Genomic DNA, 22,453 nt, shown 5'->3' on the forward strand with positions numbered 1-22,453 from the left:
GGCCGGTGTCCGAGCGGACGTCAGTGCCCCAGCGGGGCCGTCCAGTTGAGGGTGGTGCCGCCGGTGGGCGGGGCGGTGAGGGTGAAGGTGCCGCCGAGGGACTGGGCGCGTTCCTCCAGGTTGCGCAGGCCGCTGCGGCGGCCCTGGGCGGGGATGCCGACGCCGTCGTCCTGGACGGTGAGGACGACCTGGCTGCCGGTGGCCTGGAGGACGACCTCGACGCGCCCGGCCTTGGCGTGGCGGGCGGCGTTGCTGAGGGCTTCGCCGAGGACGGCGACCAGGTGGTCGGCGACGGCGGGCGGGACGTCGGTGTCGAGCAGGCCCTCCATGCTCAGGCGCGGGGCGAAGCCGAGCGCGGAGTGGGCCTCTTCGACCACGTGGACGGCCCGGGCCCGCAGGCCCTGTCCGGTGCCCGCCTCGCGGACCCGCAGTCCGAAGATCGTCGACCGGATGATCTTGATGGTCTCGTCCAGGTCGCCGACCGCCCGCAGCACCCGGTCCGACGCCCCGGGGTGGTCGATGAACCGGGAGGCGCTCTGCAGCGTCATGCCGGTCGCGAACAGCCGCTGGATGGCCAGGTCGTGCAGGTCGCGGGCGATCCGGTCGCGGTCCTCCAGGACGGCCAACTGCTCGGCGTCGCGCCGCCGTTCGGCGAGCTCCAGGGCGAGCGCGGCCTGGTCGGCGAAGGCCAGCAGCGGATCGATCTCGCGCTCGGTGAACTCCGGCTCGCCCGCGCCGCGCACCAGCAGCAGCACGCCCTCGGTGTGGCCCTCGGCGCGCCCCAGCGGCACCGCGACGGCCGGGCCGAGACCCGCGTACCGGGCCGCCCGGGCCGGGAAGCGCGGGTCCTCGGCCAGGTCGTGCGAGGTCACCGGCGCGCCCTCGGCGCACGCCGCGCCCGAGATGGTGCCCTCCAGCGGGACGTTCGCGCCGACCCGGCCGGTCAGGTCGCCGCCGAGCGAGAGCTCCATGTGCAGGCCGCCGTCGGGCAGCACGGTGAGTACGTCGGCCTGCCGGGCGCCGCTGATGTCGCACGCCCGCTGGGCGATCAGCTCGACCACCTGGGTGCGGGAACTCCCGGACAGCAGACGGCGGTTGATCTCGGCGGTGGCGGTCAGCCAGCGCTGCCGGCGCTGCGCCTCCTCGTACAGGCGGGCGTTGTCGATGGCCACGCCGGCCGCCACGGCGAGGGTGGCGATCACCGACTCGTCGTCGTCGTCGAACCCGGCGGCGCCGCGCTTGTCGGTCAGGTAGATGTTGCCGAACACCTCGTCCCGGACCCGCACCGGCAGGCCCAGGAAGGTGCGCATCTCGGGGTGGTGGGCGGGGCAGCCGGTGGACGCCGGATGCTTCGTCAGGTCGTCCAGGCGCAGCGGCTCCGGGTGGCGGATGAGCTCGCCGAGCAGGCCCTTGCCGGTCGGGTAGGGGCCGATCCGCGCGATCTCCTCGTCGTCGAGGCCGACGGTGAGGAACTGCGAGAGGGTGTCGCCGTCGGGGCCGATGATGCCGAGCGCCGCGTACTTGGCGTCGGCGAGGACGGCCGCCGCCTCGACGATCCGGCGCAGCACCTGGGTCAGCTCCAGCTCCCGGCCGACCGAGAGCACCGCCTCCAGCAGGCTGTGCACCCGGTCCCGGGTGCCGCGTGCCACGTCGATCCGGGCCTGCAGTTCGGCCAGCAGTTCGTCCAGCCGAAGCTGGGGCAGCCGCGACCGCGACTCCTCCTCGCGCACTGCGTTCCTCCTCGTCCGTGGGCCCAGCTCGCCGCCCGATTCTCGCAGACGGGGCGGCGGGGGTGGAGCGACGGGGTGGCCGGAAGCGTCACAAAGGGGAAGGTAAGGGGCAGATCACGGCCGGAAACGGACCCCCGACGGCCGCATGTGCACGTCAGCCGGGTGCGGCGGCCGGGGTGGCGAGGGCGGTCCGGACGGCGGGAACGGCCGCCCGCCCGGGCCCGCCGGGACGGCCCTCGGCCGGGTCGGCGGCGGGCGCTGCGGCGAACGGCTGAGCCGGTCCGCGCGTCGCCCGGCGCCCGGCCGCGCGCCGGTTAGGGTCCGGCCATGCGCACCCCCGACCGCACCCCGGACGCCGCCGCGCGGGACGCCGCCCCCTCCTCCCGGCCGCAGCGCGGCCCGCAGGTGCGGCGGATCGCCGACCGGCTGTCCGTGCAGTTCCGCGTCCCGATCGAGCCGCAGTACGACCAGGCCGGGCGCCGCTGGACGCTGCGCTGGTACGACGGGCCGACCGTCGCCGCGGTGCGCAGCGCGCTGGAGCGGCTGTTCCCGGACGAGCAGCGGCTGGTGGTGCGGCGCGACCTGACCACCCGGGCGCTGGTGCTGGCCGCGATCCGGGAGACCCGGGCGGGCGCGATGCACCGCTCGGTGGGCAGTTGGGGCCAGCGCTACCACCTGGAGCAGCTGCTCGCCGAGCAGGAGCACCCGGACCGGACCGCCGATCCGCGCGAAGCGGCCATGCTGGAACGGCTGTTGGCGGACGCCTCGACGACCGGCGCCCACGGCAACGCGGCGCCGGACCTGGCCCGCGCGTTCGACCTGGTGGCCCGCGACGGCATCGCCCGCCTGCTGCCGGAGCGCCGGCTCGGCGGGCCGGCCGGCCCCGACGCCCTCGCGCTGAGCCCGCTGGAGTACCTGACGTCCCGCTACGCGACGGGTGTGCACCGCACCGCCTGGGAGACCGCGCTCGCCCCGCTGCCGCTGGGCGCCGCCGTCGCCGCCGTCCACCGGGACCCGGAGCCCGACCCGGACGCGGCCCGCGCCGCCCTCACCCTGCTGCCCGCGCTGCGCGCCCGGGCATCCGCCGAACTCGACGAGATCGAGGCCCGGTTGGCGGCGGTGGCGATGCGCACCCCGGTGCCTTCGGACGGGATGCCGGAGGCGGCTGCGCCTACACCCGGCCCTGGAAGTGCTGCTTCTCCACCAGCACGCCGTCCTTGAAGCAGAACCGCACCACGTCCTGGCCCCCGTCGGAGCCGGTCTCGGCGTCGCCCGCGAACCAGCGGCAGTGCGCGCCGTCCGGCAGCGGCGGGCCGATCTTCTTGAAGTCGCCGGTCAGGAAGTCGCTGCCGACCGGGAGTCGCAGGTCCACCGCCCCCTCGGGCTGGCCGACCTCGATCGAGTCGTACAGCTTGGTCGGCACGGTGGCGTCCCGCATCGACCTGATGAACATCAGCGCGCCGACCACGGCGACCAGGGCGACCACGCCCAGCACGGCGAGCGCGCCCAGCGCGCAGCCCATCGCGGGGCTCCGGCGGCGCTTCTCGGGACCGATCAACTGCCCGGCCAGTTCCCGCAGTTCCTCGTCCTCGGGGATGGCGTCCAGCGCCCCGTCCGAGGTGTACGGGAGGCGGCCGCTCAGCCGGAACCCGCCGTCCGGCTGCCCGCCGGCCCGTATCACCCCGCCCAGCAGGCGGGCCCGCTCCCGCAGGCCGGTCAGGCCCTGGCCGCCGGAGACCGCCGTGCTGCCGTCCCCGCCGGGCCCGTTCAGCACGTCCACCATCACGGCGTCCCGCTCGTACCGCACCGTCAGCACGATCTGCGCGCCCGGCGCGTGCTTGTGCACGTTCGTCAGGCCCTCCTGGGCGATCCGGTACGCGGCGTGGCCGGTCGCGGCGGCGAGTTCGCGCGGCGTGCCCTCGTGCCGCAGCTCCACCAGCGCGCCCGCCGCCTGCGAGCTCTCCGCGAGCCGGTCTATCGCGTCGACGCCGCCCGCCGCCGGCACCGAGTCGTCCCGCAGCAGGCCGACCACCTCGCGCAGTTCCCGCATCGCGCCGGTCGCCGCCTGCCGCAACACCCCGACCGCCTCGCGCTGCTGCTCGCCGAGCGTACGGTCCACCTCCAGCGCACCGGTGTGCACGGCGATCAGCGCCAGCTGGTGGCCGAGGCTGTCGTGCATGTCCTGGGCGATCCGGTGGCGTTCGCGCAGCCGGGCCTGACGGGCGATCATCACCCGCTCGCGGACCAGTTGCGCGTTGCGCTCGCGCAGGGTGTCCAGCAGTGCGCTGCGCTGCGCCCGGTACCGGCCGAGCAGCGCGGGCAGCACGCCCAGCAGCAGGAACCCGACCACGCAGATGCCGAGCAGCGCGGGCACCGGGAAGTGGTCGCGGCGGTTCTGCACCACGCTCGCGGCGAAGTTCAGCACGAACCCGACGGCGAACACGGCCGGCGCGTACCACGGCCTGGTGATCCGGCGGCCCGCCGAGTACCCCGCCGCGACCAGCAGCGGCAGGAACCCGCTGGGCCCGCCGACACCCGCCGACGCCAGCACCAGCACCGTCCCCGGCAGCCCGCGCCGCAGCACGAACAGCACCCCGCTGGCACCCACCACCAGCGCCGACGGCCACCCGCCGCTGTCCCCCAGTTGGAACAGCGCCGCGAGCCCGCACACCACGAGCCCGCCCAGCACCTCGCGGACCACCAGCCGCCACGACCAAGGCCCCGGGACCGCCCGGTCCACCCACGTCCGTATCACCCTCCGACCCTAGCCGTCCGAACGGACGTCCCGACGGACGCGGTCGCCCGGCGGCGGGTTCGCACCGTTCCCCCGCCCGAGTCCGGCACGGGCCTCTCGTGCTCGCCCCTCGCCGTCCGCGCGGGCGCTCCCGCGGCGGTGGCGTGCCGGACGGGGGACGGTGGTGGTCCGGCCGGGTGATCAACGGATTGCCTCCGGTGTGACAAGGGGATCATCGGCCGGTATGCCGATGAAGAACCGTGACCGCGTGACTCCGCGCCGCCGTCACCTCGCCGCCCTCACCACCCTCGCCGCGCTCGCCGTCGGCTGCTCCTCCCTGCAACACGCCGAGGTCGACTCCGCCGCCCACCCCTCCAGCCTCGCCGCGCCGCCCGCCGCGGCCCGGCCGGCCGTCGCCGCCCCGCAGGGCGCGGCCGGGCAGGAGATGAACGGCCGACTCGGCGCCGCCGAACAGGAGACGAGGAAGCAGCAGGCCGAACTGGCCGCCGCCCGGCACTGGGGCCTGGACGCACTCCCACTGAAAGCGCCCGCCGCCCCCGCCGAGAAACCGGAGCTCACCGCCGGCCCGAACATCCTGCTCGCCGACGGCCAGCCACCGGTGGTCCGCCGCATCCCCACCGAGGACAACGTGGTGTTCCTGACCGTCGACGACGGCGACGTGAAGGACCGCGATTTCGCCGCGATGGCCGCCGACCTGGGCCTTCCGCTGTCGGTGTTCCTCTCCGACTACCTGGTGCGCGACGACTACGACTACTTCCGCGCCATGAACGACCGCGGCGTGTCCATCAACAACCACACCATCAACCACCCCGACCTGCGCCGCCTCGGCTCCGACGCGCTGCACCGCGAGATCTGCGACCAGCAGGACCGACTGGAGCAGAAGATCGGCACCCGCCCGTGGCTGTTCCGCCCGCCCTACGGCGAGTACACGGCCGCCGCGCTGAGCACCGCCGGCTCCTGCGGCGTCACCGCCGCCGTCCTGTGGACGGAGGAAGCCTTCCCCGACCGCATCGAGTACCGCTACTCCGACGAGAAGCTCCACGCCGGCGACATCATCCTCACCCACTTCCGCGCCCGCTCCCCCGGCTGGAACGGCACCATGGCGGACATGCTGCGCCGGGTCGTCGACACCGCCACCGCGGAGGGCTTCGCCCTCGGCCGCCTGGAGGATTACCTCTGACGGCACGTCGGCCGCCCCCGGACGGGCAGTTCCTGACGGCACGTCGGCCGATGCCGGACGGGCATCTCCTGACGGCACGTCGGCCGGCGCCGGGCCCGGGGAGCGACGAAGTCGGAGCGGCAGGCGAGGTGTACGGCGCCGCCGGGCATACGCGGGGGGCCGATCAGCGAGGAGGGACGGGCCCGTGAATCCGATCGAACGCGCACTGCGCGCCGTCGACCGCACCCAGCAGCAGCACCGTCCGCTGGCCGCGGTGTTCGGCGTGATCAAGAAGTACGGCGACGACCGGGGCGGCCTGCTGGCCGCGCTGATCACCTACTACGGGTTCGTGTCGCTGATCCCGCTGCTGCTCCTGCTCTCCACCGTGCTGGGGTTCGTCCTGCACGGCCATCCGGAGGCGCAGCAGTCGGTGCTCAACTCCGCACTGGCCGATTTTCCGATCATCGGCGACCAGTTGCGGGCGAACGTGCACTCGGTGCAGGGCAGCGGGCTGGCGCTGGTGATTGGCATCCTCGGCCTGCTGTACGGTGCGCTGGGCATCGCGCAGGTGCTCCAGCACGCGATGGCCGAGGTGTGGAACGTGCCCGGCGTGCGCCGGCCCGGCTACTGGCCGCGGCTGGCCCGCAGCCTGGCGCTGTTCGGTGCGCTCGGCGTCGGCCTGGTGATCTCCACGGCCGCCGCGGCGCTGGTCGGCGCCACGGTGGGCGGCACCCTCGCCCGGGTCGGCGGGCTGATCCTGTCGGCGGTGCTGAACACCGCGCTGTTCGTCGCCTGCCTGCGGATCCTCACCCCGAAGGAGATCCGGACCCGCCGCCTGCTGCCGGGCAGCCTGGTCGCGGGCCCGCTCTTCACCGCCCTCCAGGCGTTCGGCGCGGCCCTGGTGGCGCATCAACTGCGGCACGCCACCGCCGTGTACGGCTTCTTCGCCACCGTCATCGGCCTGCTGTCCTGGCTGTACCTGGCGTCCCAGATCACCATGTACGCGGCCGAGACGAACGTGGTGCTGGCCCGCAGGCTCTGGCCGCGCTCGCTGCTCCAGCCGCCGCTGACCGGCCCCGACCGGGAGGTGCTGGCCCTGCTGGCCCGCCAGGAGGAACGCCGGCCCGAGCAGCGCGTGGACGTCGAGTTCGACACCTCCGAACCCGAGCCGGACGAACCCGGCCCGGCAGAGGAGGGCCCGGCAGAAGAGGGCCCGAAGGGGGAGCCCGGCGGGCCGCGGTAGGCCCGGCCGGGTGTCGGTGGCCGCCGGTAGCGTCCGGGCCATGACTGATCGTGAGACGTACGCCCCGCTGGTGTTCTTCGAGTACGACCACCGGCCCGGCTCGTACGGCCTGATGCTGACGGACGACCGGATGGTCGCAGTGGACGAGGTGTTCGAGGCGGCCGGCCAGCCGAACGGCGGCTACGGCTGGGAGGCGGTGGCGCGCTCCGCGGTGCGTTCCCGGGCGCCGCAGTTGGAGGGCCGGTTCCGCTACGACCCGGAGGCCGGCATGTTCATCGCGTACGGCGAGGACCCGGCGGCGCTGCGCGAGCTCGGCGCGCTGCTGTCCGGCGCGTTCGCCGACCGGCCGACGCTGCGCGAGCTGATCGACGCCGCCGATCCCGACTGGTTCGACTGATCCGCGGGTCCGGGCCCGGACGGGCCCGGCCGGACGCGCGAACGCCGACGGCCGCTCCCTCCGGGTGGGAGGGAGCGGCCGTCGGCGGGTGCGGGTGGTCCGGCGGGGCGGACCGGTGAGGCGGGGGTGTGCCTCGCACGCGGTGTGTCGCGGAATTACTTGCTCAGACCGGCGACGACGGAGCACACCGGCCAGGCGCCGGGGCCCTGGGAGGCGAGCACCTTCTCGGCGACCTGGATCTGCTGCGCCTTGGTGGCCTGGTTGGCCTGCGGGGCGAACGCGGTGCCACCGAACGCGGCCCAGGTGGAGGAGGTGAACTGCAGGCCACCGTAGAAGCCGTTGCCGGAGTTGATCGACCAGTTGCCGGTCGACTCGCACTGCGCGACCTTGTCCCAGGTGGACGCGTCGGCAGCGTGGGCGGAGGTCGCCGTAAGGAGTCCGGCCACCGGCAGAACGGCCACCGCGGAACCGGCCACGATGGCGGCGCGGACACGGTTGCGGCGGCTGCCCTTCTTGGCGGTGGTGGTGGTCGTGGCGGCGGCGGCGTTCTCGTTACGGAAGATCATGCGATTCCTTTCGGCTGCCCCGGGCAGGCAAGGCGGAACCAGGGCCCTGGCGGGCCTGCTGTTTCGCGCTTGTGGATCGGACGGTGCCGTCGCTTGCCGACGTGCTCTCCGTCGCGGTCACCCTGCCCGTTCGGTGCGGCTCGGTGGCCGCTCCGGGGCGTTGGTGTCGGGTGATCCCGGGTAGTGCGCCCTGCACTGGTTACGAAGCTACGGGCGTTTCGGCCGATGTCCAAGCATTCGAAGGTCTGTGCAGGTCAGAGCGGCGTTACCGGCGGTATATCGGGGTTCTGCGGCAGGATTTCCCGCGAATTCTCGGGCCCGGCCCGCGCGCCCTGTGACCGGCCTCACCGGCTTTCGCCCCCTTCCGCCGGGGAACCGCGCACGCTGCGCGACCGGGCGGGGACCGACCGCCGACCACCCGGCCCACCGGCTATGGGCCGGGCCACAACGCTCACGGCCCGCCCACCGGGCGGTCACCCGCTGTGGCGAAAATGCCGCCTCAGGAGAGGGCGGTCAGCACCCGAGGCCCGTCCTCGGTGATCGCCACGGTGTGCTCGGAGTGCGCGCCGCGCGAGCCGTCCGCCGAGCGGAGCGTCCAGCCGTCCGGGTCCACCCGCAGCTCCGCCGTCCCCGCGCACCACCACGGCTCCAGCGCCAGCGTCAGCCCGGGGCGCAGCTCCAGGCCGCGGCGGGGGCGGCCGACGTTGGCGACGTGCGGGTCCTCGTGCATGGTGCGGCCCAGGCCGTGGCCGCCGAAGTCGGTGTTGATCCGGTAGCCGGCGCCGTGGCCGACCTCGGCGATGGCGGCCGAGAGGTCGCCGATCCGGTTGCCGGGCACCGCGGCGGCGATCGCCGCGTCCAGCGCCGCCCGGGTGGAGTCGATCAGCCGGACGTCCTGCTCGGCGGCGGTGCCCGCGACGACGGTGACGGCGGAGTCGGCGACCCAGCCGTCGATCGACACCGCGAAGTCCAGGCTGATCACGTCCCCGTCGCGCAGCACATAGGGGTGCGGCTGCCCGTGCAGCACGGCGTCGTTCACGGACAGGCAGATCACGTTGCGGAACGGCCCGCGGCCGAACGACGGCGCGTAGTCCCAGTAGCAGGACTCCGCGCCGCGCTTCTCGATCAGCTTCCGGGCCCGGTGCTCCAGGTCCATCACCTCACGGCCGGGCTCGACCAGGGCCGACAGCTCGGCCAGCGTCTCGGCGACGAACCGGCCGGTGACGGCCATCTTGTCGATCGCCTGCGGGCTCTTGTACTCGATCACGACACGACTCCCTGCACAGCGGCGCGAGCCGCCCGCTCGATGGGACTGCCGGTATTTGAATACCGGCCGGACGGGGACACCCTAGCAGCCGGACGGTATTTAAATACCGCCACTCGGGGGCTCGCCCGCCAGCAGCGCCTTCACGGCGGCCCGCGCCCGGTGGGCCGGGTCGGGGCTGTCGGCGATCGCGGCCGTGACGATGGCGCCCTCGGCCAGCAGTTGGACGGGCGCGGGATCGGCCAGGCCGGCGGCGGCGGACCAGTCGGCCAGGTGCCGGTGGAAGGCGCCCTTGTGCGAGCGGACCTCGGCCAGCACGCCCGGCGAGGCCGGGCCCAGCTCGCCGAAGGCGTTGATCCAGGCGCAGCCCCGGAAGCCCGGCTCGGCGCACCACCCGGCCAGCCAGTCGAACGCGGCCAGCAGCCGGTCCCGCGGGTCGGCGTGCGCCTCGACGGCGGCGACCAGTCGGCCGCGCCAGCGCGCGTCCCGGCGGCGCAGCACGGCCACCACCAGGTCGTCCTTGGTGGGGTGCAGGCGGTAGATCCGCTTGAGCGGCAGCCCGGAGGCGGCCCGCACCTCGTCCATGCCGACGGCCCGGATGCCCTTCTCGTAGAACAGGGCCTCGGCGGCGTCGAGCAGCTTCTCGTGGTCCTGCCGGGTCTGCTCTTCGCTGAGCGGGGCTGGCATCCGGGTACTCCTGCGGGGCAGTTGACGGGTCGCCGACGCGGGGTTCGGCTCCGATTGACGTGGAGAACGGTCGTTCCCTAGCCTAGCGTTCCGGCACGTGGAGAACGCCCGTTCTCCACGTGCCGCCAGTTCCGCCGCCATCCCCGAGGAGGCCGTCATGGCCGAGGACCGCCCGCCCTACCCGCCCTTCACCCGCGACAGCGCGCTCGCCAAGGTGCAGGCCGCCGAGGACGCCTGGAACAGCCGCGACCCGCAACGCGTCGCCCTCGCCTACACACCCGACTCGGTGTGGCGCAACCGGGACACCTTCGTCACCGGCCGCGCCGGAATCGTCGACTTCCTCACCGCCAAGTGGGCCCGCGAGCACGAGTACGCGCTGCGCAAGAACCTGTGGGCGTTCGACGGCGACCGGATCGCCGTCCGCTTCCAGTACGAGTGGCACGACGACGAAGGCCAGTGGTGGCGCAGCCACGGCAACGAGCTGTGGGAGTTCGACGCCCACGGGCTGATGCGGCGGCGCGAGGCCAGCATCGACGACGTACGGATCGACGCCGCCGACCGCCGCATCCTCGGCCCCCGGCAGGACGGCGAGCCGGACCTGCCGGTGCGCTGAGACCGGCAGCTCCTCGGGGCGGGGCGACGCGGGGCCGCCGCGTTCAGTAGCGTGGCGGCATGGTGCGAGTCCCCCTCACCCCCGAACAGATCGAGGCCGGCCGGCGCCTGGGCGCGCTGTTCCGCGAAACCAGGGCCGGCCGCGACCCGGTCGCCGTCGCGCAGAGCGCCGGCATCTCCCCCGAGACCCTCCGCAAGATCGAGATGGGCCGGCTCCCCAGCCCCGGCTTCGGCACCGTGGTCGGCCTCTGCGCGGCGCTCGACGTCCCGCTGGACGACGCCGCCCAGGTCTGGCTGGGCGTGGTCGCCGACGGCCGCCGCGCCGCCGGCTGACCGAGCACCTCAGACCGTCGCCAGCACCGCGTACCGCTCGTCCGCCACCGGGCCACCCCACAGCTCGGCGTCCGCGGACAACGGCTCCACCCGCACCTCGCGCACCAACGCCCCTACCGCAGCGACCAGTTCGTCCGCACAGACCCCGCCCGCCCAGGGCAGCTCGCCCGCACCGTCCACGTACGGCTCCCACTCCGCACCCGCCTCACCCCACCGGCCCTCGATCAGCACCAGCCGGCCGCCCGGACGCAGCAGGGACGTCCAGCGGCGGAGCGCCGCCTGCGGATCGGGCAGCGTCCACAGCAGGTGGCGGCAGAGCACCGCGTCGAACTGCTCCGCGCCGACGGGCGGCTGCGCGGCGTCCCCCACCACGAACCGCGCCGCGAGCCCCGCAGCGGCCACCTTCGCCCGGGCCAACTCGACCATCCCGGCCGCCAGATCCACGCCCGTCACCCGGTGCCCGGCCTCCGCCAGCAGCCGCGACAACGACCCCGTCCCGCACCCCGCGTCCAGCACGTCCAACGGCCCGCCCGGCACCCACACCGCCAACCTCCGCTCCCAGGCCCGCCGGGTGCCCTCGGCCCCCAGACCGTGATCGGGCTCCTGGTCGAAGGCGGGAGCGGCGTCGTTCCAGTATCCGGCGATGGCATGCAGGCGAGGGTCCATCCGAGCACTCTCGCACCGGGCACTGACACCTCCGCGGCCGGTCAACTCCCCCCTGCGGCAGCCCTTTCGGGCTCGGACGACACCCGGCCAGGACACGGCCGACGAGTCAACCCCCGCCCACGACAATGCCGTCGGGCTCGAACGGCACCCGGTCGAGCCTTGGCCAACGGATCAACTGCCACCCAAGACAGCCAAGTCGGGCTCGAACGACACCCGGCCAGACCATGGCCAGGCGAGTCAACTCCCGCCCACGACAACCAGGTCAGGCCCGAACAGCACCCGGCCAGACCACGGCCAGGCGAGTCAACTCCCGCCCACGACAACCAGGTCAGGCCCGAACGGCACCCGGTCAGGGCGCGGCGGACGGGTCGACTCCGCACTGGTGGGCTAGCTGCGCGGAGCCGGCCGTGACGGCCGCTTCCAGCTGCTCGGCTCCGGCGTCCGTCGCATCGTCCGGGAGGAGGCTCAAGGCTTCGAAGTTCCGGGACAGTTCGGTGATCGTCGACCGGATCGCCGGGTCCGCCTGCTCGCTCACGACCAGCAGGGAGACCGCCGCCTGCCGGGCCGCGACGGACCGGCTCCCGCCTGCTGTGCCCGCCGCCGCGCGGTAGGTGCGCAGTGCGCGCAGCGCCTCGTCGCAGCCCGCCGGCAGCGCACGGGACGGAGTCGGCGAAGCGGACTGCCCGGGAGGCGGATCCGGGGGCGCCGATCCGCTCGGGTCGCCGTCGACGGACGGGCGGGACAGCACCAGCCCGGCGAACACGGACGCCACTGCGGCGACGACCAGCCCCGGAGCCCACCGGACACGCCGACGCGTCGCGGTCGGCGCGTCGAGCCCCGTCGCGAGGGCCGGCCGGCGCCGCGCCGTCGAAGGCCGGGACTCCCGTGCCGGCGCGACGGCCGCACGCTCCGTTCCGTCGGCGGGCACGATTCCGACGAACGAGGCCAAGTACCGTCGCCACCACGACACTTCGGGCCCCAGCCGGGGGCGGAAGGGCGTCGCCGGCCGCGCCTCGGCGGTGAGCGAGTTCAGGTACCGGCGTGCGAAGCTCACGGCCCGGCCTCCCCCGTTCCTGCGCGCAGCGTCTGCTCGCCCGAATCCGGTGCTACGGCCTCCGGTGCCTCGCCCCGGACGAGGGCCTGCACGGTGGTGAACGACCCGATCTGCCGCAGCAGCGCGGGCGCGGAGGCGCCGGCCGCGTACAGCCCGGTGAGCTGGGAGTGCAGCAGCCAGCCGGTGGCCACCCCGAGCGCGACCCGGCTCAGCCCGGCCGCCAGGTCCGCGCCGAGGTCGATGTAGTGGCGCAGCGGCGGCATCCGCCGATGCCTGGTCTCTCGTGCCCGGTGCCGCGCCGCCTGCCAGGCCAGCAACCGCCCGTTGGCGATGACCAGTTCCACCAGTGCTCCCCCGACGCCGCCGTAGCCGGCCGCGTGAGCCCAGTCCAACTCTGTTCCTCCCCCCGCAGGTCGATTCTCCGCACAGTGAGCATCGCGCACCGCCCAGCCCGGTTCAAGAACGCCTCGTTGCCGCCCGGCCCGGCAACTCCGCGATCCGGTCGGCGACTTCGACCAGCCAGTCGGGATCGCCGTGTTCCCGCCCCTCCCAGTGGGCGGCCCGCACGGCGCGGACCCGGGCCCATCGGCGGACCCGCTCGTGGTCGAGGTCTGTGTACCCGCTCGTGGCCAAGGTCGGCGGACTCCGCGTAGATCGCCGGCCGGCGCCGACTCGCCGTACCGGCAGCACGATTGCGACCTGCCCGTGCCCCAGCGCTCCGTCCGGCCGGCACCCCCACCGCACCGCCAGGGCCTCGACCAGCACGGGCAGCCCGGCCGCCCACGTCCGTCCACGTCCGCCCACGTCCGTCCACGTCCGCCCTGCCGGTCCGCGACGACCCGCGACGATCCGCGCGAAGTCCACCGGCCCCCGATCACGCCTGCGCCCTCCGCGCTGTCACAGGGCCCGAATACTCTGCCGGGATGACTGAATCCGACCCGCTGGTGCCCGTCCTGGCCGGGCTCCTCCTCGACCTCGTCCAGTCCCTCGACGAGAGCGACGACGACCTGGTCGACCCCGACTACGCGGTGAAGTTGCTGGAGAGCACGAGTTGGGCCCTGACCCGCCTGCCCCAGGACCAGCGCGACCGCTTCCTGAAGGTCGTCGCCGACCTGACCGAGGCCGAACCCTCCCCGCACCGGCGCGAGTTCCTGACGTCGTTCCCGTTCGCCACCGGCCTGGTCGAGGAATGACCTCCGGCCCACGACGCCGACCGGACGGGAGGTGCGCGCCCACGGCCCGGGCATCGACCGCCGCCTGCCCCGGGCGCGGCTCGTCGCCCGCCGCCGGAACTGGGCGCTGCCGGCGGCCGAGGCGGACCGGGCCGGGCGCCCGATCGCCCCACAACAGCCTGCCGGATCGACGCCTCGGGCCGGTGACGCCCGGCCCACGATCCCGGCGGCCTGGGTCCGTTCAGCCGCTGAACGCCAGCCGCAGGGCCAGCACCGCGACCAGGCCGTAGCCGGCCGCGTAGGTGGAACGGCGAAGTCGGGGGCCGAGTTTCGCGCCCGCCAAGGCGCCTGCGGCGGCCAGCATGTGCTGCCAGACGAGGGAGGCGAGGAAAGCGCCGGTGACGAAGGCGGTGGCACCGGTGCGGGTGCCGGCGCCACGGGCGGCGATCAGGGCGGTGAAGTAGACGGCGGTGGTCGGGTTGACCAGGGTGAGAAGGGCGAAGCGGACGAAGGCCCGGGCGGCGCTGCCGGGTGACGGGGCGTCGGCGGGTTCGGCGGTGCGGCGCAGGCCCAGCAGGCCGTGGACGGCGATCGCGCCGAGCAGCAGGGCGGAGACGGCGCGCACCGCGCTCTCGTGCCCGGCGAGCAGCTGGGCGACCCGGGGGCCGGCCAGGACGGCGACCGCCGCGTATGCGCCGTCCACCGCCGCGACCGCCGTGGCACCGCCGGCAGCGGGGGCCCAGCCTCGGCGGCCCTCCTGCAACAGCAGGACCCCGATCGCACCGAGCGGCACCGCCACTCCGAGCCCTGCCACCACACCTTCGACCGCTGCGCCCGTCGCCATCGCTCCACGATGGCGGCCCGACGCGGCTGCCCGCAAAGCATTTTCACGCCCGGCACCACCCGGAGGCGGCGCTCAGGGCGTCGACGCCTCCCGGGCCGCGCACCGGCCTCCGCGCCGCCGGTGCGCGGCCCGCACGGCCAGCACCGAGCGGTAGGACAGCAGGGCGAGCGCCGAGTCCGCCGACAGCACCGACGCGGCGCTGCGCCAGGAGCCCACCGACAGCACCGAGAACGCCGAGCCGACGCTGCCGAGCGACAGCGCCGACCCGACCGAGCCGATCGACAGCACGGAGCCCACCGACCCGATCGACAGGAACGACCCCGCCGAGCCGATCGAGAATCCCGCCGCCAGCGCCCTGCGCCACCCGTCCCGACAGTCCATCGCGGTGCCTCCTCCGAGCCGTCCGCACATATCCGACAGTCAGCCAGTCATACCTGATCCGCCCCTCCGATCGGGACCGCAGGACCGGCATCCGGCGTCGGCGTCACCCGCCCCGCCTGCTTGGATGGGTCACCGCTCGCCCGATGGGCGCAGTGGACGGAACGTCGCAGGTCGGAACGTCACAGGTCGGAACTTCGCAGGCCGGAACGTCACGGGCCGGAACCTCGCAGGCCGAAGGTCGGAAGGGAGCAGGGATGGGCGCGGTGGGCGCCGAGGTGCTGTCGCTGGGGTTGCTGGGCGTCGTGCTGGTGAGTGCGGTGCGGCGGCCCTTCGGGTGGCCGGAGGCGGCGGTGGCGGTTCCGGCGGCGGCCCTGCTGGTGGCGGTCGGCGCGGTGTCGCCGGCTGCGGCCTGGGCCGAGCTGGGACGGCTCGGGCCGGTGGTGGGCTTCCTCGCCGCCGTCCTGGTGTTGGCCCAACTCTGCGACGACGAGGGGCTGTTCGAGTCGTGCGGCCGATGGATGGCGAGCGCGTCGAACGGTCGGCCGACGCGACTGCTGGGGCAGGTGTTCGCGGTGGCGGCGGTGGTGACGGCGGTGCTCAGCCTGGACGCCACCGTGGTGCTGCTGACGCCGGTGGTGGCGGCGACGGCGGGTGTGCTCGCCGTCCGGGCCCGGCCGCACGTGTACGCGTGCGGGCATCTGGCCAACACCGCGTCACTGCTGCTGCCGGTGTCGAACCTGACCAATCTGCTCGCGTTCACCGCCAGCGGCCTGACCTTCGGGCGGTTCACCGCACTGATGGCGCTGCCGTGGCTGGCCGCCGTCGGCGTCGAGTACCTGCTGCTGCGCCGTTTCTTCGCCGCCGACCTTGCCGTCCCGGCCGCCCTCCCCGCGCCCGCCGAACGCCCGCGACTGCCACGGTTCGCGCTGCTGACGGTGGCCGGCACGCTGGCCGGTTTCGTGGTCGCCTCGGCGTTCGGCGTCTCCCCCGCATGGGCGGCGGCGCTCGGCGCGACGGTGCTGGCGGTCCGGGCGCTGGCGGCGGGCCGCACCGACGCCCGCCGGATCGTGGGCGCGGCGGCGCTGCCGTTCCTGGCGTTCGTGCTGGCGCTGGGCGTGGTGGTGAAGGCGGTGGTGGACAACGGCCTGGCCGGGTGGCTGGCCGGGCTGGTGCCGTCCGGCGACTCGCTGCCGACGCTGTTCGCCCTGGCGGGCCTGGCCGCGCTGCTCGCCAACCTGGTGAACAACCTGCCCGCCACCCTGCTGCTCGTGCCGCTCGCCGCACCGTCCGGCCCGGGCGCGGTGCTGGCCGTCCTGCTGGGCGTCAACATCGGCCCGAACCTGACGTACGCCGGGTCGCTCGCCACCCTGCTGTGGCGCCGCATCGTGCAGACCCGCGCGATCGACGACGGCGGTCTTCGCACCTTCACCCGCCTCGGCGCACTCACCACCCCGGCCACCCTCGCCACCGCCGTGCTGGCCCTCTGGCTCTCGCTCCGCCTGCTCGGCAGCTGAACCCACCCACGAACGCCCCACCGGGCCGGCCGCCCGACCACCCGGCCCGACAACCCAACCCGCATCGCCGACGGGCTACCCGGTTCGACATCGCCGCCCGGCCACTCCGCCCAGCATCGCCGGCGAGTCTCCCGGCCGTGCGTCGCCGCCGGGCCACCCGGCTCAGGCACCTTCACCCACCCTGGCCACACTCACCACCCCGGCCACCGCCGTGCTGGCCCTCTGACTCTCGCTCCGCCTGCTCGGCAGCTGAACCCACCCACGAACGCCCCACCGGGCCGGCCGCCCGACCACCCGACCCGACTGCCCGACCGGCATCGCCGACGGGCTACCCGTCGCGGCGTCGCTGCCGGGCCGTGAGCCACGCCCCCGTGCCGCCGGCGATCAGCAGCGGCAGCGTGTACAGCACCGCACCGGCCGCCACCAGGGCCCACAGCCATTCCAGGTCCCGCTCGGACGTCCAGATGCGGAGCCCGGCGGCGACCGCCGGGAGCACGGCACACCCGGCGAGGGCCGCCGCCGCCAGCGCCGCCCAGGCGCGGTCCCGTCCGAGCGAGAGGCCCAGGCAGACGCCCGGAACCGTGCCGAAGAGGATCGGCCCCACCAGCAGCCCGAGGTAGAGGAGCAGGAACAGCCCGAGGATCGGCGCCACGCCGCACAGCGCCACCCAGCCGATCGCCAACCCCCACCGACCCACCGCCCGGCGCCTGCGCTCCCGGTCCCGCTGCCGTTCCGCCCAGCTCTTCATCGCGCCCCCGGCTCCAATGGTTCGTGGACGACATCATTCCATGGATTTGAACGCGTTCAACACCACCCCCCGGGTCGAGGCAGCCCGGCCCGGACACCGCTCCGCCGACCGGCCGAACGGCCACGCTGCCGAACAGCCGAACAACCCACGCGGGCCGGATGAAACCCACCGGCCCCACCCGCCCCTCGTGGCACGGCTCCGTCGACAGGCCATAAGGTCGCTTCCGGCCCTTGATCGGGGAGATTTCCCCAGGTCGGAGAGATTGCCGCGCACTTTTCCGTTATCCGCCGGCCGCCGGTGGATCTCCGATGGGTGTGAGGGCACGACGCGAGAACACGAGGACGGTCCGGGCTGTGGACAGTGGGCAGGTGGCGACGCTGGTCGGTCAGGCGCAGCACGGCGACCGGCAGGCGGTGGCGGAGCTGGTGGGTGGTCACCTGCCGCTGGTGTACAACGTGGTGGGCCGGGCACTGTCCGGGCATCCGGACACCGACGACGTGGTGCAGGAGACCATGCTGCGGGCGGTGGACGGCCTGTCCGGGCTGCGGGATCCGGCCGGGTTCCGCAGCTGGCTGGTGGCCATCGCGCTGAACCAGGTGCGCCGCCGGTTCCGGGACGAGAGCGACAGCCTCGCGGTGCCGGACCCGACGGCCGTCGCCGACCCGGCGGCGGACTTCGTCGGTCTGACCATCGTCCGGCTGGGGCTTTCGGAGCAGCGGCGGGAGGTCGCGGAGGCTACCCGCTGGCTGGACGACGGAGATCGGGAGCTGCTGGCGCTGTGGTGGCTGGAGGCGGCGGGCGAGCTGTCCCGGACCGAGCTGGCGGCGGCGCTGGAGGTGACTCCGCAGCACGCGGCGGTGCGGGTGCAGCGGATGAAGGGTCAGCTGGAGGCGGCCCGGGTGGCGGTGCGGGCGCTGGCCGCGGTGCCGATGTGCGGCTGGCTGGCGGAGTTGACGGCGGGTTGGGACGGCGTGCCGAGCGCGCTGTGGCGCAAGCGGATCGGCCGCCACGTGCGCGAGTGCGCGGGCTGCGGCGAGCACCGGCGCGGCCTGGTCCCGGCCGAGGGGCTGCTGGCGGGCCTGGCGATGGTGCCGCTGCCGGACAGCCTCGCCGCGCTGCCGATGGAGCCGACGGGTGCGGCGCAGGGCGTGCCCTCCCACCGGCGCGGGTCGCAGGACGGCGGCTCGCACCGGCGCGGCTCGCGAGACAGTGGCGCACGGGACGGCGGCGCGCGAGACGGCGGCGCGCACCGGGCCGGGTCCCGGCACGGTCGGCGGGCGGCGCCGCGTCGGGGTCGGCGCCGGGTGCTGGTGGGCGGCGGGGTGGTGACGGTCGCGGTGGGGCTGCTGGTGGCGGTCGGCCTGTCGGACTCCTCCCCGACGCCGGGCGGGCCCGATGCACGCCGGGCGCAGGTCGCGGCCGGTCCGGAGCCGGCGGAGGCGCTGGTCGACCCGGCGGGCGGCACCGCGCCGTCCGCCGCGGCCTCCCCGTCCGCCTCCACGTCGCCGTCCCCGTCCGCCGCTGCCTCCGCTTCTGCCTCCGCCTCGCCGAGTGCGAAGCCGTCGGCGTCCGGCAACGCGCCCGCGCCGTCCTCGACGGTCGCCGGGCGGTCCGCCTCGACGGTGGCCGCGAGGCGCGGCGGGGATCTCGGGCAGCAGGTGCTGGACCTGGTCAACACCCAACGGGCGCAGGCTGGTTGTTCGGCGCTGCGGGCGAACGATCAGCTGGCGACGGCGGCGCAGGAGCAGTCCGACGACATGGCGGCACGCTCGTTCTTCGACCACACCAACCCGGACGGCGAAGGCCCGGAACAACGGATCGACGCCGCCGGGTACGAGTGGAGCGGCTGGGGCGAGAACATCGCGCGCGGCCAGAAGGACGCCGCCGCGGTGATGAACAGCTGGATGAACAGCCCGGGTCACCGGGCGAACATCCTGAACTGCGCCTTCACCGAACTGGGCGTGGGGGTGCACCAGGGCACGGGTGGGCCCTGGTGGACGCAGGATTTCGGCACTCCGGGCTGATCGGCCCGGGGCCGCAGGTGCCACAGCCGCAGCCGTCGCCGTTGACGCGGTCCATGCGGTCCATGCGGTCGCTGCGGCCGATGTAGTCGCTGCGGCCGGTCCGGTCGCTGCGGCCGGCTGCCGCTGCGAAGCGGGGTCGCTGCGGGTGTGCGGCCGTCGCCGTTGACGGCCGTCCGCCCGCCGGGCGGGTGGTGCAGGTCAGTCGGCGACGGCGCGGCTGCCCTCGCGCGGGCGCGGGACGGCCTCGGTGCCGTCCGCATTCGCCTTGCCCTCGTTCATGAACGCCTCGCGCAGGTCGGCGAGCGCGTCGTCGATCGAATCGTGGACGTCGAAGATCCGTTGGATGCCGAAGAGTTGGAGGATCTTGCGGGTGTGGGTCTCGGGGCCGGGGAGGACCAGTCGGAGCCGGCCGCCGCGGGAGGCCAGCATGCGGCGGGTGGCGACCAGGACGGCGAAACCGGTGGAGTCGCAGAAGTCGACCCGGCTGATGTCCACCACCATCCGCAGGCAGCCTTCGGTGACCAGTCGCTGGAGGCGCTCGCGAAGTGCGGAGACTCCGCTGATGTCCACCTCTCCGGCGACCTGGACGACCGTCCAGCCGTACCGCTCCCCGTAGCTCACGCTCAGTGCCACTCTGATGCCTTTCTCGTGGGATCGCTGGGGGTATGCGGCCTCTGCCCGATTACGGCGGCCCGAACCCTGTTGCGGGTGATGATTTCGCGGTCGGAGGGAGTAATTTCCGCGAAATGTCATGGCCAGGATCCGTTCGACGGTCGAATTCCATGCTCCACCCTCCGATCTGCACAGGATTTCGTCCGCTTGGCGGTACCGGAGCGCACCGCCCCCGGTCCTGGGCCGATCGGGGTGGGTCCCCACCGGTCCGGGCCGGTTCCGACCGGGACGCACCGGGCGGGGGCGCGCCCGGACGCGCCGGGCGGGGGCCGGTGACAGGCTGGGAAGGGGGAGTGTCCGGCGAAGGGAGAGCGCCATGATCACCACCGACTTCGTACCCGGTTCACCGTGCTGGCTGGACCTGGGCGCACCGGACGTGACCGCCGCCGGAGACTTCTACGGGGCGGTGCTGGGCTGGGAGTTCAAGCCGATGGAGGAGTCCGGCGGCGCGTTCGGGCTGGCCACCTCGAACGGTCGCACGGCCGCCGGGATCGGCCTGCTCACCGAGCGGGGCGCCCGGTCGGCGTGGATGGTGTACTTCTTCACCCCGGACGTCCACGAGACAGCCGCGTCCGTCCTGCGGGCGGGCGGAACGGTGCGGGTGGAGCCGCAGGACGCGGACGGCTGGGCGTCGGTCGCCCAGTTCAGCGATCCGCTGGGCGGCCAGTTCGCGGCGTGGACGCCGGGCCGGGCCCGCGGCCTGGAGGCGACGGACGACCCGGGCGCGCTGTGCTGGACGGAGCTGTACACCTCGGACGCGTCGGCCTCGCTGGCGTTCTACGAGACGGTGTTCGGCTGGCAGCGCGAGGACATGCCGATGCCGGGCGGCGACGGCGAGACCTACACCATCGTCACCCCGGCCGGCCAGCCCAAGGAGCGGATGCACGGCGGCGTCCTCGAGGTGCCGGCCGAGCAGCTGGCACTCTCCCTGGGCAAGCCGTCCTGGCACCCGGTGTTCACGGTCGCCGACTGCGACGCCGCCGCCACGACGGTGCGCGCCAAGGGCGGCGAGGTGCTGATGGGCCCGTCGGACGCGCCCGGCATCGGACGGATGGCGGTGTGCGTGGACGGCGCGGGCGCGGACTTCGTGCTGATGACCCCGGCGGAACGGCCCTCCTGACGCGCCGTCAGTTTCCATCCTTTGCGATCCCGCGCGCTGCGCGAAAGCGAACTCCCGTGCTCTCGGGGGCGATCAGCGGGTCGGGGTAGTCGGCCGGACGGTCGTGGGACCGCCACGGGCGGTGGATCTCCCTGCCGGGCAGCGCGGCGAGCTCGGGCACCCAGCGGCGGACGTACGCGCCGTCCGGGTCGTAACGGTCGGCCTGGACAAGCGGGTTGAGGACCCGGTTGGGGCGGGTGTCGGTGCCGGTGCCGGCCACCCACTGCCAGTTCAGCTGATTGTTCGCCAGGTCGCCGTCCACCAGGTGGGCGAGGAAGTGCCGGGCGCCGAGCCGCCAGTCCAGGTACAGCGACTTGGCCAGGAAGCTCGCGGTGAGCAGCCGGGCCCGGTTGTGCATCCAGCCCGTCTCGACGAGCTGCCGCATCCCGGCGTCGATGATCGGGAACCCGGTGCGGCCCTGCTGCCAGGCCGCGAGTTCGGCCTCGTCGGTGCGCCAACTATCGTTCCTGGTCCGGTAGTCGGCGTGTGCGGCGGCCGGGCGGGCGGACAGCACCTGATGGTGGAAGTCGCGCCACACCAGCTGCCGGACGAACGCCTCCGCGCCGGGCCCGCCACGCCGTTCGGCGAGGTGGACGAGCTCGTTCGCGGACAGGCAGCCGAAGTGCAGGTACGGCGACAGGTGCGAGGTGCCGTCGGCGGCCAGGTCGTCGTGCAACTGCGCGTACTGCGCGCTGTGCCAGCGCCGCCAGGCCCGGCGGGCAGCGCCCTCACCGGGCTCGGGCAGACTGCGGGCAGTTGGCTCGACGGCGACAACTTCCGCTCCCAGCAGACCCGTTGGTGTGTTGACGGCGCGCGGCGCAGGCAGCGGGGAGCGGCGGCCGGCCCGCTGCCAGGCCCGGTGGTACGGCGTGAACACCGCGTAGTGGTCACGCCCGGCAGGTGTCACCGCGCCGGGCGGCACGGCCGTCAGCGACCCGTCGTGCACCCGCAGGCGATCGCCGAGCGCGGCGCGCAGCCGCTCCTCGCGCCGCCGCGCGTAGCCGCTGACCCCGGCGGCGACGTGCACGCTCACCGCGCCGAGTTCGGCGGCCAGTTGGGCGGTCCGCTGGGCGGAGTCGCCCTCACGCACCAGCAGCCGGCCGCCGATGCGGCGCAGCGAGGCGTCCAGGTCGGCGAGGCAACCGGCCAGGAACGCACGGCGGTTGGGCGCATCGAACCCGGCGGCGGCGATCGCCGGGTCGGTGACGAACAGCGGCACCACCTGGTCGGCCGCAGCGCAGGCGGCGTGCAGGGCGGGGTTGTCGTGCAGGCGCAGGTCCTGGGTGAACAGGACGACGGCGAGAGTCATTTCGGTGCGCGGCTTCCAGGGTCGGGCCCGACGGCCGCACTGAACGGGCGGGCATCGGTCGGGTGCTGAACGGGCTTCGGTCCGACGCCGAGCGGGCGTCGGTCGGGCGGACGGACAAGCGGACGGACAAGCGGGCGGGCGGGCGGGCGGGGAACGGTTGCCCG

The 22,453-nt window shown here is 74.6% G+C and carries 24 protein-coding genes; 10 read left to right on the top strand and 14 right to left on the bottom strand.

From position 1 onward, the window contains the following. Positions 1-20: 20 nt before the first annotated feature. Positions 21-1,730, bottom strand: coding sequence for a GAF domain-containing protein (locus ACIQF6_RS20180; RefSeq protein WP_400896775.1), 1,710 nt, complete (start codon positions 1,728-1,730; stop codon positions 21-23). 327 nt (positions 1,731-2,057) lie between these two features. Between ACIQF6_RS20180 and ACIQF6_RS20185 the strand changes: the two genes are divergently transcribed. Further along, on the top strand, positions 2,058-2,951 hold the full coding sequence (locus ACIQF6_RS20185) for a hypothetical protein (RefSeq protein WP_400896777.1): 894 nt from the start codon (positions 2,058-2,060) through the stop codon (positions 2,949-2,951). On the opposite strand, the gene ACIQF6_RS20190 is transcribed toward ACIQF6_RS20185, so the two are convergent. Next, positions 2,902-4,485 carry a sensor histidine kinase gene (locus ACIQF6_RS20190; RefSeq protein ID WP_400896779.1) on the bottom strand — a complete coding sequence of 528 codons (1,584 nt, stop codon included), beginning with the start codon at positions 4,483-4,485 and terminating at the stop codon, positions 2,902-2,904. The genes ACIQF6_RS20185 and ACIQF6_RS20190 overlap by 50 nt on opposite strands. 247 nt (positions 4,486-4,732) lie before the next feature. Here ACIQF6_RS20190 and ACIQF6_RS20195 point away from each other — a divergent pair, with 247 nt between their 5' ends. From ACIQF6_RS20195 to ACIQF6_RS20205, 3 genes are all read left to right on the top strand, one after another. Next, the gene (locus ACIQF6_RS20195) at positions 4,733-5,665 is read left to right on the top strand and encodes a polysaccharide deacetylase family protein (protein WP_400896781.1); all 933 of its coding nucleotides are present in this window, start codon (positions 4,733-4,735) and stop codon (positions 5,663-5,665) included. A gap of 184 nt (positions 5,666-5,849) precedes the next feature. Then, on the top strand, positions 5,850-6,887 hold the full coding sequence (locus ACIQF6_RS20200; protein WP_400896783.1) for a YihY/virulence factor BrkB family protein: 1,038 nt from the start codon (positions 5,850-5,852) through the stop codon (positions 6,885-6,887). Between the two features lie 40 nt (positions 6,888-6,927). Then, complete coding sequence (locus ACIQF6_RS20205; RefSeq protein ID WP_400896785.1) at positions 6,928-7,284, top strand: immunity 51 family protein; 357 nt, start codon at positions 6,928-6,930, stop codon at positions 7,282-7,284. A 155-nt stretch (positions 7,285-7,439) separates the two neighbouring features. On the opposite strand, the gene ACIQF6_RS20210 is transcribed toward ACIQF6_RS20205, so the two are convergent. The 3 genes from ACIQF6_RS20210 to ACIQF6_RS20220 form a co-directional block, all read right to left on the bottom strand. Further along, entirely contained in the window at positions 7,440-7,850 is a 411-nt protein-coding gene (locus tag ACIQF6_RS20210; protein WP_400896787.1) for a transglycosylase family protein, read from the bottom strand. A gap of 499 nt (positions 7,851-8,349) precedes the next feature. Next, positions 8,350-9,117, bottom strand: a complete 768-nt coding sequence (gene map, locus ACIQF6_RS20215; protein WP_400896789.1) for a type I methionyl aminopeptidase — start codon at positions 9,115-9,117, stop codon at positions 8,350-8,352. A gap of 99 nt (positions 9,118-9,216) precedes the next feature. Next, positions 9,217-9,801, bottom strand: a complete 585-nt coding sequence (locus ACIQF6_RS20220; RefSeq protein WP_400896791.1) for a TetR family transcriptional regulator — start codon at positions 9,799-9,801, stop codon at positions 9,217-9,219. A gap of 157 nt (positions 9,802-9,958) precedes the next feature. On the opposite strand from ACIQF6_RS20220, the gene ACIQF6_RS20225 reads away from it, so the two are divergent. Beyond that, positions 9,959-10,414, top strand: a complete 456-nt coding sequence (locus tag ACIQF6_RS20225) for a nuclear transport factor 2 family protein (RefSeq protein WP_400897275.1) — start codon at positions 9,959-9,961, stop codon at positions 10,412-10,414. Between the two features lie 59 nt (positions 10,415-10,473). Beyond that, complete coding sequence (locus ACIQF6_RS20230) at positions 10,474-10,746, top strand: helix-turn-helix domain-containing protein (protein WP_400896793.1); 273 nt, start codon at positions 10,474-10,476, stop codon at positions 10,744-10,746. A gap of 9 nt (positions 10,747-10,755) precedes the next feature. Here the strand turns inward: ACIQF6_RS20230 and ACIQF6_RS20235 are convergent, their stop codons facing one another. From ACIQF6_RS20235 to ACIQF6_RS20250, 4 genes are all read right to left on the bottom strand, one after another. Then, the gene (locus tag ACIQF6_RS20235) at positions 10,756-11,412 is read right to left on the bottom strand and encodes a class I SAM-dependent methyltransferase (protein ID WP_400896795.1); all 657 of its coding nucleotides are present in this window, start codon (positions 11,410-11,412) and stop codon (positions 10,756-10,758) included. Positions 11,413-11,761: 349 nt separating this feature from the next. Further along, positions 11,762-12,466: a hypothetical protein gene (locus ACIQF6_RS20240; RefSeq protein WP_400896797.1), complete on the bottom strand. Its 705-nt coding sequence runs from the start codon at positions 12,464-12,466 to the stop codon at positions 11,762-11,764. Then, on the bottom strand, positions 12,463-12,858 hold the full coding sequence (locus tag ACIQF6_RS20245; protein WP_400896799.1) for a hypothetical protein: 396 nt from the start codon (positions 12,856-12,858) through the stop codon (positions 12,463-12,465). The genes ACIQF6_RS20240 and ACIQF6_RS20245 overlap by 4 nt, the downstream gene beginning before the upstream one ends. 64 nt (positions 12,859-12,922) lie before the next feature. Next, positions 12,923-13,099, bottom strand: coding sequence for a hypothetical protein (locus tag ACIQF6_RS20250; protein ID WP_400896801.1), 177 nt, complete (start codon positions 13,097-13,099; stop codon positions 12,923-12,925). Positions 13,100-13,389: 290 nt separating this feature from the next. On the opposite strand from ACIQF6_RS20250, the gene ACIQF6_RS20255 reads away from it, so the two are divergent. Continuing rightward, the gene (locus ACIQF6_RS20255) at positions 13,390-13,659 is read left to right on the top strand and encodes a hypothetical protein (RefSeq protein WP_400896803.1); all 270 of its coding nucleotides are present in this window, start codon (positions 13,390-13,392) and stop codon (positions 13,657-13,659) included. 220 nt (positions 13,660-13,879) lie between these two features. Here ACIQF6_RS20255 and ACIQF6_RS20260 read toward each other — a convergent pair whose 3' ends face one another. Next, positions 13,880-14,482 (bottom strand): LysE family transporter, encoded by a 603-nt coding sequence (locus ACIQF6_RS20260; RefSeq protein ID WP_400896805.1) that lies wholly within the window; start codon positions 14,480-14,482, stop codon positions 13,880-13,882. 72 nt (positions 14,483-14,554) lie between these two features. After that, positions 14,555-14,863, bottom strand: coding sequence for a hypothetical protein (locus ACIQF6_RS20265; protein ID WP_400896807.1), 309 nt, complete (start codon positions 14,861-14,863; stop codon positions 14,555-14,557). Positions 14,864-15,117: 254 nt separating this feature from the next. Between ACIQF6_RS20265 and ACIQF6_RS20270 the strand changes: the two genes are divergently transcribed. Beyond that, positions 15,118-16,377: an SLC13 family permease gene (locus ACIQF6_RS20270; RefSeq protein ID WP_400896809.1), complete on the top strand. Its 1,260-nt coding sequence runs from the start codon at positions 15,118-15,120 to the stop codon at positions 16,375-16,377. Between the two features lie 328 nt (positions 16,378-16,705). Here ACIQF6_RS20270 and ACIQF6_RS20275 read toward each other — a convergent pair whose 3' ends face one another. Beyond that, the gene (locus ACIQF6_RS20275) at positions 16,706-17,125 is read right to left on the bottom strand and encodes a hypothetical protein (RefSeq protein ID WP_400896811.1); all 420 of its coding nucleotides are present in this window, start codon (positions 17,123-17,125) and stop codon (positions 16,706-16,708) included. Between the two features lie 353 nt (positions 17,126-17,478). On the opposite strand from ACIQF6_RS20275, the gene ACIQF6_RS20280 reads away from it, so the two are divergent. After that, entirely contained in the window at positions 17,479-19,149 is a 1,671-nt protein-coding gene (locus ACIQF6_RS20280; protein ID WP_400896813.1) for a sigma-70 family RNA polymerase sigma factor, read from the top strand. A gap of 198 nt (positions 19,150-19,347) precedes the next feature. Here ACIQF6_RS20280 and ACIQF6_RS20285 read toward each other — a convergent pair whose 3' ends face one another. Next, positions 19,348-19,782 (bottom strand): STAS domain-containing protein, encoded by a 435-nt coding sequence (locus tag ACIQF6_RS20285; RefSeq protein ID WP_400896815.1) that lies wholly within the window; start codon positions 19,780-19,782, stop codon positions 19,348-19,350. Positions 19,783-20,137: 355 nt separating this feature from the next. Between ACIQF6_RS20285 and ACIQF6_RS20290 the strand changes: the two genes are divergently transcribed. Then, a complete protein-coding gene (locus ACIQF6_RS20290) occupies positions 20,138-20,941 on the top strand; it encodes a VOC family protein (protein WP_400896817.1) in 804 nt (267 codons plus the stop codon). A gap of 7 nt (positions 20,942-20,948) precedes the next feature. Here ACIQF6_RS20290 and ACIQF6_RS20295 read toward each other — a convergent pair whose 3' ends face one another. Further along, positions 20,949-22,289, bottom strand: coding sequence for a cryptochrome/photolyase family protein (locus tag ACIQF6_RS20295; RefSeq protein ID WP_400896819.1), 1,341 nt, complete (start codon positions 22,287-22,289; stop codon positions 20,949-20,951). Positions 22,290-22,453 lie beyond the last annotated feature (164 nt).

Source organism: Kitasatospora sp. NPDC092948 (genome assembly GCF_044754805.1).
In the GTDB taxonomy this organism is placed as follows: domain Bacteria; phylum Actinomycetota; class Actinomycetes; order Streptomycetales; family Streptomycetaceae; genus Kitasatospora.

Coding starts and splice junctions, on each gene's coding strand:
- ACIQF6_RS20185 (WP_400896777.1), top strand. CDS start 2,058: ATGCGCACCCCCGACCGCACCCCGGACGCCGCCGCGCGGGACGCCGCC.
- ACIQF6_RS20205 (WP_400896785.1), top strand. CDS start 6,928: ATGACTGATCGTGAGACGTACGCCCCGCTGGTGTTCTTCGAGTACGAC.
- ACIQF6_RS20210 (WP_400896787.1), bottom strand. CDS start 7,850: ATGATCTTCCGTAACGAGAACGCCGCCGCCGCCACGACCACCACCACC.
- ACIQF6_RS20220 (WP_400896791.1), bottom strand. CDS start 9,801: ATGCCAGCCCCGCTCAGCGAAGAGCAGACCCGGCAGGACCACGAGAAG.
- ACIQF6_RS20225 (WP_400897275.1), top strand. CDS start 9,959: ATGGCCGAGGACCGCCCGCCCTACCCGCCCTTCACCCGCGACAGCGCG.
- ACIQF6_RS20230 (WP_400896793.1), top strand. CDS start 10,474: ATGGTGCGAGTCCCCCTCACCCCCGAACAGATCGAGGCCGGCCGGCGC.
- ACIQF6_RS20235 (WP_400896795.1), bottom strand. CDS start 11,412: ATGGACCCTCGCCTGCATGCCATCGCCGGATACTGGAACGACGCCGCT.
- ACIQF6_RS20255 (WP_400896803.1), top strand. CDS start 13,390: ATGACTGAATCCGACCCGCTGGTGCCCGTCCTGGCCGGGCTCCTCCTC.
- ACIQF6_RS20260 (WP_400896805.1), bottom strand. CDS start 14,482: ATGGCGACGGGCGCAGCGGTCGAAGGTGTGGTGGCAGGGCTCGGAGTG.
- ACIQF6_RS20265 (WP_400896807.1), bottom strand. CDS start 14,863: ATGGACTGTCGGGACGGGTGGCGCAGGGCGCTGGCGGCGGGATTCTCG.
- ACIQF6_RS20270 (WP_400896809.1), top strand. CDS start 15,118: ATGGGCGCGGTGGGCGCCGAGGTGCTGTCGCTGGGGTTGCTGGGCGTC.
- ACIQF6_RS20275 (WP_400896811.1), bottom strand. CDS start 17,125: ATGAAGAGCTGGGCGGAACGGCAGCGGGACCGGGAGCGCAGGCGCCGG.
- ACIQF6_RS20290 (WP_400896817.1), top strand. CDS start 20,138: ATGATCACCACCGACTTCGTACCCGGTTCACCGTGCTGGCTGGACCTG.
- ACIQF6_RS20295 (WP_400896819.1), bottom strand. CDS start 22,289: ATGACTCTCGCCGTCGTCCTGTTCACCCAGGACCTGCGCCTGCACGAC.